This window comes from Pseudomonas sp. PSE1(2024), from assembly GCF_050990555.1.
Classification (GTDB): Bacteria; Pseudomonadota; Gammaproteobacteria; order Pseudomonadales; family Pseudomonadaceae; genus Aquipseudomonas; species Aquipseudomonas aphyarum.
Window position 1 is genome coordinate 2,830,929 of sequence record NZ_CP158967.1, and the last position, 12,308, is coordinate 2,843,236.

Below are 12,308 nucleotides of genomic sequence, written 5' to 3' on the forward strand. Positions count from 1 at the left end.
ATGGGTGCGCCTGTCGCCGTGGTCTCCGAACCACTGATTCGTGTACGTGAACTGAGCAAGACCTTTGGCTCGAACCGGGCGCTGGACCGGGTCAGCCTGGATATTTTTCCTGCCGAAGTGGTGGCGCTGCTCGGCGCCAACGGTGCGGGCAAATCGACGCTGGTGAAGATCCTCGCCGGCAGCCAGACCCACGAGGGCGGCGAGATCTGGATCGATGGCCAGCCCCGGCATTTCAGTTCGCCGCTGTCGGCGCGTCGTTTCGGCATCGTCGCGGTCCATCAGCAGATCAATGAAGGCATCGCGCCCGGATTGAGCGTGGCGGAAAACCTGCTGCTCGACGAACTGTGCCGCCCCGACGCCGACTTCTGGCTCAATCGCAAACGCCTGCTGGAGCGCGCCGCGAGCATCGCCGCCGGCCTCGGTCTGGTGCTGCCGCTGGAGCAACCGATCGAACACCTCGGCCAGGCCGAACGACAACTGGTGGTGCTGGCTCGCGCCTTCGCCCTGCAACCGCGACTGCTGATTCTCGACGAGCCGACGGCGGCCCTGTCGGATGCCGAAGCGCAGCGTCTGTTCGGGTTGATCGACACCTTGCGCAGCCGTGGCGTGGCGATTTTGTACATCTCTCATCGGCTGTCCGATCTGCAACGTGTGGCCGACCGCGCCGTGGTGTTGCGTGACGGGCAACTGGCCGGTGAGTTCAGTGCCCGGCAATTGCCAGAGGCGTTGGAAGCGATGCTTGGTCAGGCGCTGGAAGCCCACGTCTACACACCGCGAGCGGCGGGGCGCGAAGTGCTGAAACTGCGCGGCGTGAAAATCCTGCCGCGCACCCAGGCTTTCGATCTGACCCTGCACGAAAACGAAGTGGTGGTGCTGACCGGCTTGCTCGGCGCCGGCAAAAGCGAAATCGCCGAAGTGCTGTTCGGGCTGCGCAAGCCGTTGTCCGGCTCACTGCAACTGGATGGAGCCAACTGGCAACCGGGCTCGCCCCGGCAGGCGATCCAGAGTGGTGTGTTTTTCGCCGCCGAAGATCGCGCGAGCCAATCGTTGGTGCCGGATTTTTCATTGCGTCGAACTCTGACCTTGCCGTTCCTCGAACGCTTCACCCGGGGCGGTTTCATCCGCAACCGTGCCGAAGCAGCGGCGGTCGAGGCGCAAGTCTCGGCGCTGGGAATCAAGACCGCCGGCATCGATGTGCCGATGAGCGCGTTGTCCGGCGGTAATCAGCAGAAAGTCGTGCTCGGTCGCTGGCTGCTCGGCGAGGGCAGGGTGCTGATCCTCGACGAGCCATTTCAGGGCGTCGATGTGCGTGCCCGGCGCGAGATCGGCCAACTGCTGCGCGACAGCGCCGCTGGCCGCGCCACGCTGGTGATCTGTTCGGACGTCGATGAGGCGCTGGATATCGCCGACCGGATTCTGCTGGTGCGCGATCACGCGGTGGTGGCCGAGTACCCGCGTGCCGGGCTGGATCGCGCCACCCTGGTCGCGGCGCTGGCCGGCAGCGATCCGCAAAATTCTTTTGTTCAAGCCGCGCCAAGGAGTAGAGCGAGTGCCTGATTCGAGTTCCCTGTTGTCATCCACCCCGGCGTCGTCCGAGCGCTTCGTGCAAGCGCTGATCCGCTACGGCCTGCTGTGGGTGCTGGCGTTGATCGTGGTGTTTTTCAGTGTCGCGGAACCGGCGTTCCTGCGCGTCGGCAACCTGTTCAGCATTCTGCAGTCGGTGTCGATTGTCGCGCTGCTGGCATTGGGCGTGACGCTGACCATGACCGTGGGCGGGCTGGATCTGTCGATCGGTGCGGTGGCGGCGATGAGCCTGATGATCGCCAGTTACGTGATGGTGGTGCTCGGCTGGGGCGCGGTGCCGGCGGTGCTGATCAGCCTGGCCGGTGGCGCACTGGTCGGGCTGCTCAACGGCTGGCTGATCGTGAAGATGCGCGTGCCGGACATTCTCGCGACGCTCGGCAGCATGTTCCTGGTGATCGGCGTGCAACTGATTCCCACGGGCGGTCGTTCGATTGCGGTGGGCATGACCCTGCCCAATGGCGACGAAGCCGAGGGTTCGTTCAGTGCGGTGTTTCTGGCGCTGGGTCGCGGACGGCTGTGGGACATCGTGCCGATTCCGGTGTTGATCACGGCGGTGGTTGCGGTGGCGGTGTGGCTGTTTCTCGAACGCACGCGCATCGGCCGGCTGTTCTATGCGATTGGCGGCAACGAGCAGGCGGCGCGTCTGGCCGGTGCGCCGGTGCAGCGCTTCAAGTTGCTGGCTTATGTGCTCTCGGCGCTGCTGGCCTCGCTGGGCGGTTTGTTACTGGCGGCGCGATTGGGGCGCGGTGATGTCAGCTCTGGCAATGGTCTGGTGCTCGATGCACTGGGCGCTGCGCTGATCGGTTTTGCCGTGCTCGGGGCGAAGAAGCCCAATGCGTTCGGCACGCTGGTCGGCGCGTTGCTGGTGGCTTCGTTGCTCAACGGCCTGACCATGCTCAACGCGCCGTATTACGCGCAGGATTTCGTCAAGGGACTGGTGCTGGTGCTGGCCCTGATGTTCACCTTCGGCCTCGCGCATCGGGCGCGCTGAGCCGTTTTATTGATGCTTCAAGGAAAGATCCATGCACGGTTCAATCAAGCAGTTCGCACGTCATTGCCTCGCGGGGGCGCTGCTCTCGGCACTGGCCTTCAATGCGCAGGCCAAGGCCTTGCCCGGCGCACCGGCGCCGTTCGATAAAGGTCAGGTACAGATCGCGCTGGTGGGCTATCTGTTTTCCGGGGATTTCCCTGAAGCCTATCTGCGCGGCGTCGAGAAACAGACCGAAGCGCTGGGCGCCAACCTGCGGGTGTTCGACGCGCGGCAACAGGCGGCGAGCCAGGGCGAGATGATCGATCAGGCCGCCGACCTCGGCGTCGACGGCATCATCGTCCAGTTGGGTCTGGCGGAAACCCTCAAAGGCCCGATCGACCGGGCGCTCGCCAAAGGCATCAAGGTCGTCGCGTTCGACGTCGATCTGAACACGCCACAGGTGACCCAGGTCGAGCAGGATCACCACGCGCTGGCGCGGCTGGCACTCGATCAAGCGGTCAAGGACAACGGCACCCGCTTCGACGCCGGGTACGTTTACATCAGCGGCTTTACGCCGATGGAGCGCCGCGACGAGATCTGGAGCCAGGTCAAGGCGAGCAATCCGGGGATCATCGAAAAGGCGCGCTTCGGCACGCTCAATCCGCCGATTGCCAACTCGGTGGCCGATCAGGCCAGCGCCGTGCTGCGGGCCAATCCGGGGATCAGCGTGATCTTCGCACCGTTCGACGAGTTCGCCAAAGGCGCGAAGATCGCCGTGGACGAGGCCGGTCTGAGCCGCAAGGTGAAGATCTACAGCGCCGACATTTCCACCGCCGACATCCAGATCATGAAAGAGCCGGACAGCGCCTGGGCCGCCACCGCTGCGGTCAATCCGCAAGTGGCCGGCGCGATCAGCGTGCGCAGCCTGGCGATGCTGATCGCCGGGGAAAATCCGGGGCATAAGGTGCTGGTGCCACCGACCCTGATCACCCGTCAGCAACTGCTGGATCTGGACGTGAAAAACGTACGGGACCTGGGGCAGAAACTGCCGGCCTTCGGTGACACCGCCAATGTCGCGCGGGCACCGTGGATTCCCGTGGCGAACTGAGGAACCGACATGCACGACAAGGCTGCGCGCCTGCGCAAAAGCCGTTCGCCGAAAGCCGATGTGGCGCTGGGCGAACGGCTGCCGCCGGGGCAGGTGCTGACGGAGCGCTTCCCGATCCTGCACGAAGGCGAGGTGCCGGCGTATGACCTGGCGACGTGGTCGCTGCGCCTGTTCGGCACCTTGGCCCACCCGGTCGAGCTGACCTACGCCGATCTGCAAGCGCTGCCGCAACGCTCGTTGCAATGCGACATTCATTGCGTGACACGCTGGTCGAAGTTCGACACCCGCTGGAGCGGCGTGCACCTGCAAGACTTGTTGCAGGCCCTGGACATCCGGCCGACGTCGTCCTTCGTCATGGCCCACGCCGATCACGATTACCAGACCAACCTGCGCCTCGATGACCTGTTGCACACGGACAGCCTGCTGGCCACCCATTACGACAGTCAGCCGCTGACCGCGCAACATGGCTGGCCACTGCGGCTGGTGGTGGCGGGGCGGTACTTCTGGAAGAGCGCGAAATGGCTGCGCGGGCTCGAATTCACCGATCAGGAGCAACCGGGCTTTTGGGAGCGCAACGGCTTTCATTTGCACGCCGATCCGTTCATTGAACAGCGCTTCAGCGGCGATGCGCTAGACATTGCCGAAGATGCCTGGCGGGAAAAGGACTTCGACTGACGGCATCTAACTTCGCACCGAAAAAACACAGATCAATAACGCTCTCTACAACAACGTGGAGTGCGTTGTTGTGCGTGATTAGTTGTTGGTTAGTTGGGTGTTCATGTTGTTGCGCAAACACAAGTGTTGCTCAGGAAACACTCCATTCGTCGGGCATAACCTAAGCGTTATTGGTTCTTTTGCGGCAGGCGAGCGCTCGTCTAGCATCGGTAATCAGGGGGTTCTACTAACTTTGGGGTTCTTGCGCTCTAACAGCCGATAGTTGTCCAACACACTTGGCTGCCTTTCTGAATATCAAAACTACAGCAGAAATTGCCGTGCACCGATTGCCGACACTTCATGATTCGGCAGCGGCCGGTTATTAACTGCGATTCAAGGAGCTGTCGCATGATTCACCGTTCGCGTTCATTACTCGCCATCGCTGTTGTCAGTGCAATCTGGCAACTTCCTGCACAAGCTGAAGAGACTTCCGCGCGCGTCGACGATGACACACGGCTGGGTACCGTGCTGGTCACCGGCACCCGGGGCACCGCGCGTACGGTGCTGGATTCGCCGGTGCCGGTGGATGTGCTGACCGCCGAGGACCTGAAGACCGCCGGCGCCAGTGGCGGCGAGCTGGGCCAGGCGTTGCAGACGCTGTTGCCGTCGTTCAGTTTTCCGCGCCAGTCCAACTCCGGCGGCGCCGACCATGTGCGCGCCGCACAGCTGCGCGGCATGAGCCCGGATCAGGTGCTGGTGCTGGTCAACGGCAAGCGCCGCCACACCTCGGCAGTGGTCAACGACTCGTCGAAAATCGGTCGCGGCACGGCGCCGGTGGACTTCAACTCGATCCCGATCAGCGCGATCAAACGCATCGAAGTACTTCGCGACGGCGCCGGCGCGCAGTACGGCTCCGACGCGATTGCCGGGGTGATCAACATCATCCTCGACGACGCCCCCGAAGGCGGCGAAGCGTCCACCAGCTACGGCGCCTACCACACCCATCAGGATGCCATCGGCAAAACCACCACCGACGGCCAGAACAGCGTGACCACCGCCAAGATCGGCACGCGGCTGGGTGAGGAGGGCGGCTTCATTCGCGGCGGTACCGAGTACAAGGATCGCAACCCGACCAACCGCGCCGGCTACGACGGTTTCGCCGACACCCCGGGCCAGCGCAACTACGTGATGGGCGACGGCGTGGCGCGGGACGTCAACGCCTGGTTCAACGGCGAATTGCCGTTGGCCGGCGGCAAGGCCTACAGCTTCGGCACCTACAACGAACGCCACACCACCGGCGCCGAGTTCTACCGCTACCCGTCCGAGCAGCCGCAGTTCTACCCCAACGGCTATCTGCCGCAATCGCTGGGCGACAACACCGACATCTCCGCCACCGCCGGTTACAAAGGTCTGATCGGCGACGACTGGGATTTCGACAGCAGCGTCACCCACGGTCGCAACCGCTTCGAATCGGCAACCCGTCGCACCCTCAACGTCAGCCTCGGCGCAGACTCGCCGACCCGCTTCGACACTGGCGACTACGAGTTGCGCCAGACCACCACCAACCTGGATTTCAGCCGCGAATTGCGCCTTGGCGGCCGCTCGTTCGTGCTGGCGGTGGGCGGTGAATATCGCTACGAAAACTACCTGACATTTGCCGGGGACGAAGCCTCTTACATCGGCTCCGGGGCCGATGGCGCCAACGGCCTGCGCCCGAGTGAAGAGTCGGATCTGGATCGCAACGTGTTCGGCACCTACGCCGAATTGTCCGGTGATCTCACCGATCGCTTCTTCGTCGATGCCGCCACGCGCTGGGAACATTACGATGACGCCGGCAGCAAACTCACCGGCAAGCTCAGCGGTCGCTACAAGCTGACCGATCAATGGGCGTTGCGCGGTGCGGTGTCGAACAACTTCCGCGCGCCGTCGCTGGCCCAGAGTGGCTTCCAGAACACCACCAGCAACTTCGGCGACGGCGGCACGCTCACCGATATCCGCGTGCTGTCGGTCAACGATCCGATTGCCCGTGCCCTGGGCGCAGAAAAACTCGATCCGGAAACCTCGAAGAACTTCAGCCTCGGCCTGACGTTCCAGTTGAACGAGCGCTTCGATGCGTCGCTCGACGTGTTCCGCATCGACGTCAAAGACCGCATCACCCTGTCCCAGCGAATCGGCAGCGACGCGCTGGAAAGCTACATCAACGACAACTTCGGCGTGCCGGGCGTCCACGACGTCAACTTCTTCACCAACGCCGCTGACACCAGCACCGACGGCGCCGAACTGGTGCTCAACTACCATCAGCCGTTCTACGACGGGCAACTGGGCCTGACCACCGCGTACACCTACAACCACACCAAGGTCACCAGCACCAAGGGCACGCCGTCGCAGCTGACCGCCTTAGGGATCGGCAATGACGCGCTGGTCGGCGTCGAGGAACGCAACACCCTGACCGATGCTGCGCCCAAGGATCGCTTCGTGTTTTCCGCCAATTGGACCAGCGAACACTGGGGCCTGCTCGGGCGTCTGACCCGTCAGGGCGAGACCACTCGGGTGTTCGATTTCGGCGACTCGCAGCCGGAGCAAACCTACGGTGCGGTGTGGCAGCTGGACGCCGAGGTGACCTACAAATTCACCCCGAAATTCAGCATCGCTTTGGGTGGCAACAACCTGACCGACAACTACCCGGAACGCTCCGGCTCGGCCATCAACTACGGCGGCAACCTGCCGTACGACGTGCTCTCGCCGATCGGCACCAACGGCGCTTATTACTACGCCACCGCGACTTACGGCTTCTGAGTCTTTTCCGCCATGGATGGCGGATCATCAGCGGGAACCTTCATGACTCAAACCAATGGCCCCAAGCGGCACCTGCCGGTGTTCCAGGCATTGCTGATCACGCTGGGCATGGTCATCACCACCGACATTCTCAAAACCGCGCCGACCGTTGCCTTGAACGTCGGGCCGGAACATTTCTATTGGGTCTGGGTGCTCGGCGGACTGGCGTCGATGGCCGGGGCCTTGTGCTTTGCCGAGATGGCCACCGCGTTCCCGCATCCGGGCGGTGACTATCATTTCCTGCGCACCGCTTATGGCGAGCGCATGGGTTTCCTGTTTGCCTGGTCGCGGTTCTCGGTGATGCACACCGGGTGGATCGCGTTGTCGGCGTTCATGTTTGCCGACTACTTCAATGCGGTTGTGCCGCTGGGGCATTACGGATCCGGGGTGTTTGCCGGTGCGATCATTGCTGCGTTGGTGCTGTTGAATCTGACGGGCAAGCACATTGGTTTCATTACTCAGACTGTGTTGGTCGGGCTGCTTGCTATCGGGTTCCTGAGTATTGCCAGCGCCGGGGTCTGGCTGGCATGGCAAGGGATCGAACCGACGCTGCCCAGCGATCCGGTCGTGCCTGAGCACACTGGCGCAGCAGGGTTTTCTGCGGCGATGATCTTTGTGTTTCTGGCCTTCGGCGGCTGGAGCGATGCGGCGACGTTATCGGCTGAAGTGCGCGACGGTCGACGCGGGATCCTCATCGCCATGCTCGGTGCGCTGACGGTGCTGATGGCGATCTATCTGGCGTTGAACTGGGCGTTCGTCCAAGGGCTGGGATTCGAAGGCCTGGCGGCGAGCAACGCGCCGGCGGTGGAGTTATTGAACCGCGCCTTCGGTGCCCCGGGCGTGCTGCTGATTCTGCTGATGGTTGGCATCGCGGCCATCGCCACTATCAACTCAACCTTGCTGGTCGGCGCCCGCACCACCTACGCCGCCGCCCGCGATGTGGCGCAATTGCGCCGCTTCGGCGAATGGGACGAGCGCGGCGGCGTACCGCGAAAGGCGTTGCTGGCCGAGGGGGCGGTGGCGTTGTTGCTGGTGTTGTTTGGTAGTTTTACTCAGAGTGGCTTCAACACCATGGTTGAGTATCTGACGCCGGTGTATTGGTTGTTTCTGAGCTTGAGCAGCCTGACGTTGATTATTCTGCGCAGGCGTTTCCCCGAGGTGCCCCGGCCGGTGAGGGTGCCGCTTTATCCGCTGTTGCCGCTGCTGTTTTTTGTGTTGTGCGTTTACATGCTGTATTCCAGCGTGACGGTGGTGGGGTTGGGGGCGTTTTTGGGGATCGGGGTTTTGATGGTTGGCGCGTTGTTGCTGGCCGGGTTGAGCCGCCTGGTGTCGACACCTCGGCAGGCTCTGCAACGGAGGGTAGATTAGAAGGACACCACCGCCGGCTGCGACAACCGCAGCACCGACAAATCCCCCGTAATCCGCTTGTAAGCCAAACGAATCGCCTCAATGTCACTCTCACGTTTCGGCCCGCTTTCGTGCAGGATCACAATCACCTTGGTCGCCAGTCGCTCGGGCACTTTCGCGTCGTGGTCCTTCCACTGCCCATAGGCATCGAACACGCTGAACCCGTCCGGGAACCGCGTCGTTACTTCCTGATCGAGAAACTCGCGCCAGCGCGCCGGGCTCACCACACCTTCCTTGCCTTCCAGCGGCCCCACCGAGAAATACAACTCGGTGCGCACCCACTGCGCCTGCGCCGGTCGCGTGGCATCGCCTTGCAGGGTCGAACTGGCGGGATCTTTGGTATGCACGGAAACCGGAGGAGGGCTGGCACACCCGGCGACCGCCAGGAACAGTGCTGCCAGTAGTAAACGTTGCGGCATGGAACTTCCTTATTGTTAAGAACTGTCCCGAATTATAGAGGGGACGGTTAATAGCAATAAAAGATTAAAAAGTGGATCGTCGCTGAACTAATGGAATAAGCAAACACAGTGAAAATAATGCGCGCCGGTTAGAACGATTATTTCTTTAAGTTATTTGCTTGGTGTTGGATCGCATATCCATGACATTTAAAAACCTGCTCGCGCATTTGCCGTATCTGTCATGGCGTCTACTCTGCTGCTGCAACGGTTCAAGTCGCACGGAACGCTGCACTTGAACCGTTTGAACAGCACTTTTTGCTGCTCGATGGACAGCTTGTTGCGGATTTTTTCAATCCTTAGAATCCGCTCCATCAACTTCTCATCCAGTTCTTAATCCTCAGGGAGCTACACCATGATGAACGCCATGCAGATGCAAATGCCGATGAACGCCAACATGCCGATGATGCCGATGACGGGCATGCCGATGATGATGGCGACCATGAGCTGCGACATGATGGACGACGGCATGATGTGCAAGATGATGCCGGCCGCTGGCATGGACATGGCCATGTTCAAGAACAGCGCTGAAATGATGCAGATGATGATGGACTGCGGCATGCCGATGATGATGCATTGCGGCAACATGAGCATGATGTGCATGTCCCCGGCGGCCATGGCCATGCCGATGATGAACATGATGATGCCGATGCCGATGATGGGCATGCCGATGCCATCGATGAAGTGCGTGATGGAATGCACCATGATGGCCGACTGCATGATGTGCAAAATCATGCCGATGCCGGGCATGAACATGGACATGATGAAGAACTGCTGCGCCCTGATGATGAAGATGATGAACGACTGCAGCATGCCGATGATGATGAGCTGCAACGGCATGCCGATGATGTGCTGCACCTGCTAAGTCTTCAGGCATGAAAAAGCCCGACCGGGAGATTCCCGGTCGGGCTTTTTGTTGTCTGTTCGTCAGTCCAGGCGTTCGGGGTAGGTCACCACCAGATACGCCACCGCTTCACTGTCGGCAGGGTTGCGATAACGGTGGGGCTGATCGGCGTAAAACAGGATCGAGTCGCCTGTCGACAGCAGATAGCGCTCGTCGTTGACGCTGATCTCCAGCACGCCCTGGGCCACCACCAGGTTTTCCTGCACGCCCGGGCCGTGGCCCTCGGATTGATCTTCGCCCAGCGGGCTCAGGCGCAGTTCGTAGAATTCCGACTGGCGCGCCACATCAAAGGGAAACAGCGCGCGGCTGACAAAGGCACCGCTGGCACTGACCAGCCGCTTGCTCTGGCTCGCCGACAACACGGCTACGCCTTCAAACGCGCGGTGCTCCAGAAATGCCGCCACCGACACCTTCAAACCCTTGGCGATTTTGCACAGCACCTTGATCGACGGCACGCTGCGCCCGGACTCGATCTGCGCCAGCATCGCCCGACTCACGCCACACTGGCGGGCAAGGGCATCGAGCGACAGGTGCCGCTTGCCGCGCAGGCGTTGCAGGTTCTGCGCGACGCGTTCACAGATCGGGTCTTCTTCCAGGGATTCGAGGTTGTTCAGATCCAGCACAGGTTCATCGGCGCTCGCCAGAAAGCGCGAGGGTTCACGCGCGTTCACGCTTGACGCGTCTCGCTGGAACGAGCGGCCTGCACCCACTGGTAAGCCTGATAACCGGCATTGCGCGCATACATTTCCCACATCAGCCGGGCCTGTTGCTGGGCGTGGCGGCGTTTGCGGTAGACGGCGAAGTCGATCAGGTTGTCAGTCGGTTTCATGGCGCACTTCACTGTGTTCAATGACGGGATGAGGTGAGAGTACGCCGAGATTTTTATAACGATAAATACTGATTGTTTATTTATTAATTCAATTGAGTTCTATATGAAATGATTGGCGCGCCGATGGCAACCGGCGCGCCGATCCTTCATTTGCTGGCGTTCAGCACAATCCTGTACCGCGCCTTGCCGCTGCGCAGATGGTCAACTGCTTCATTAACCTTGCTCATCGGAAATTCCTCCACCTGCGGCAGGATCTGATGCCGCGCGCAGAACTCCAGCATGGTCGCTGCCGTGGCGGGCGAGCCGACTGGGGAGGCTGACAGGGACTTTTGTTGAGGGATGAGATTGAACACATGCACCGGAATCGCGTCGGGCACGATGCCGACGAAGTGCAGCCGGCCCTTGCCGCGAAGGGTGGCGAGCATGGCCGTCCAGTCGAGGTTGGCGTTGGCGGTGATCAGCAAAAAGTCGAGGGTGCCGGCAATCGCTTTCAGCGCCTCGCTGTCGGTCGAGGCGACGACCTTGTGGGCACCGAGGCGTTTGGCTTCGTCCTGTTTGCTCAGGGATGAGGTGAAGGCAGTGACGTCGCATCCCCAGGCATTGAGAAACCGCAGCGCCAGGTGACCGAGGCCGCCGATGCCCACCACGCCGACCCGATCGGTCGGCTTGATGTCGAATTCCACCAGCGGATTGAAGACCGTGGAGCCGGCGCAGAACAACGGGCCGGCGAGGGCCGGGTCGAGGTTGTCCGGGAGTTTCAGCGCCCAGGCCCAGTGGGTGCGAAGGCGATCGGCGAATCCGCCATGGCTGCCGATGATCGTCGGTTTGGCCGTAGCGCAAAGGTGATGGGAACCGCCGATGCAGGACGAGCAATGCATGCAACTGCCCTTATACCAGCCGATCCCCACACGCTGGCCGACTTCCAGGCCGCGTACCTGCGGGCCTGTGCGCACGATGCGGCCGACCACTTCATGGCCGGGAATGAACGGGTATTGGCTGATGCCCCAGTCGTTGTCGATCAGCGACTGGTCGGAGTGACAGACGCCGCAATATTCCACGGCGACTTCGACCTCCTCATCGCCCAGCGGGCCGGGGTCGTAACTGAAGTGCTCCAGCGGCGCGCCGGCCGAGGTGGCGGCCCAGCCGGTGAATGTCGTGGGTTCGGTGTTATTGCTCATGGGACACCTCCAGGTCTGGCGCTGCGGGCGCAGCCTGAAGAGTCTAGCGTGTCATCGAGCGGGCGCTAGCCAGGTGTTCAGCACGCGCCGGTCGAGTTCTTCCCAGTCCGCCATACCCAGCACTCGGGTGGTATTGAGGCCGCGCAAATAGCCGCGCAGTTGATTGGCCGCGGCCCGCACCGACTCCGAATTGTCCGCTGACTGGCCCAGCACGGTTTCGTATTCGACCAGGTATTCGGCCACCCGGTCGCGGAATTCGGGCAGGACGGCATCGCGGATCAGATCAAAGGTTCGCACGGGTAATCCTCATCTGTTTTCGTTGTGATTGAGTGTGCAGCAGTCTGCACGCCGCGCAACTATTGGTTCAAGTAATAGTGACCATCA

Annotated in this window: 12 protein-coding genes; 7 read left to right on the top strand and 5 right to left on the bottom strand. The window is 61.7% G+C overall.

Going from position 1 to position 12,308, the window contains the following annotated elements:
• The 6 genes from ABTV87_RS12700 (at position 1) to ABTV87_RS12725 (ending at position 8,519) form a co-directional block, all read left to right on the top strand.
• Entirely contained in the window at positions 1-1,557 is a 1,557-nt protein-coding gene (locus ABTV87_RS12700) for a sugar ABC transporter ATP-binding protein (RefSeq protein ID WP_433899655.1), read from the top strand.
• The gene (locus tag ABTV87_RS12705) at positions 1,550-2,575 is read left to right on the top strand and encodes an ABC transporter permease (RefSeq protein ID WP_433899656.1); all 1,026 of its coding nucleotides are present in this window, start codon (positions 1,550-1,552) and stop codon (positions 2,573-2,575) included. Before ABTV87_RS12700 ends, ABTV87_RS12705 begins: the two co-directional genes overlap by 8 nt.
• A gap of 31 nt (positions 2,576-2,606) precedes the next feature.
• Positions 2,607-3,662, top strand: a complete 1,056-nt coding sequence (locus ABTV87_RS12710) for a substrate-binding domain-containing protein (RefSeq protein ID WP_221533447.1) — start codon at positions 2,607-2,609, stop codon at positions 3,660-3,662.
• Positions 3,663-3,671: 9 nt separating this feature from the next.
• A complete protein-coding gene (locus tag ABTV87_RS12715) occupies positions 3,672-4,337 on the top strand; it encodes a sulfite oxidase-like oxidoreductase (RefSeq protein ID WP_433899657.1) in 666 nt (221 codons plus the stop codon).
• 387 nt (positions 4,338-4,724) lie between these two features.
• Entirely contained in the window at positions 4,725-7,112 is a 2,388-nt protein-coding gene (locus tag ABTV87_RS12720) for a TonB-dependent receptor plug domain-containing protein (RefSeq protein WP_433899658.1), read from the top strand.
• Positions 7,113-7,154: 42 nt separating this feature from the next.
• The gene (locus ABTV87_RS12725; RefSeq protein ID WP_433899659.1) at positions 7,155-8,519 is read left to right on the top strand and encodes an APC family permease; all 1,365 of its coding nucleotides are present in this window, start codon (positions 7,155-7,157) and stop codon (positions 8,517-8,519) included.
• Here ABTV87_RS12725 and ABTV87_RS12730 read toward each other — a convergent pair.
• Positions 8,516-8,977 (bottom strand): DUF3574 domain-containing protein, encoded by a 462-nt coding sequence (locus ABTV87_RS12730; RefSeq protein WP_433899660.1) that lies wholly within the window; start codon positions 8,975-8,977, stop codon positions 8,516-8,518. The genes ABTV87_RS12725 and ABTV87_RS12730 overlap by 4 nt on opposite strands.
• A gap of 391 nt (positions 8,978-9,368) precedes the next feature.
• On the opposite strand from ABTV87_RS12730, the gene ABTV87_RS12735 reads away from it, so the two are divergent.
• Positions 9,369-9,878: a hypothetical protein gene (locus tag ABTV87_RS12735; protein WP_007955499.1), complete on the top strand. Its 510-nt coding sequence runs from the start codon at positions 9,369-9,371 to the stop codon at positions 9,876-9,878.
• Between the two features lie 62 nt (positions 9,879-9,940).
• On the opposite strand, the gene ABTV87_RS12740 is transcribed toward ABTV87_RS12735, so the two are convergent.
• The 4 genes from ABTV87_RS12740 to ABTV87_RS12755 form a co-directional block, all read right to left on the bottom strand.
• Entirely contained in the window at positions 9,941-10,531 is a 591-nt protein-coding gene (locus tag ABTV87_RS12740) for a helix-turn-helix domain-containing protein (RefSeq protein WP_165369529.1), read from the bottom strand.
• 53 nt (positions 10,532-10,584) lie between these two features.
• A complete protein-coding gene (locus ABTV87_RS12745; protein ID WP_007955494.1) occupies positions 10,585-10,746 on the bottom strand; it encodes a hypothetical protein in 162 nt (53 codons plus the stop codon).
• 146 nt (positions 10,747-10,892) lie between these two features.
• A complete protein-coding gene (gene ahr, locus ABTV87_RS12750; RefSeq protein WP_375746887.1) occupies positions 10,893-11,924 on the bottom strand; it encodes an NADPH-dependent aldehyde reductase Ahr in 1,032 nt (343 codons plus the stop codon).
• A 51-nt stretch (positions 11,925-11,975) separates the two neighbouring features.
• A complete protein-coding gene (locus ABTV87_RS12755; RefSeq protein WP_085604716.1) occupies positions 11,976-12,221 on the bottom strand; it encodes a hypothetical protein in 246 nt (81 codons plus the stop codon).
• Positions 12,222-12,308 lie beyond the last annotated feature (87 nt).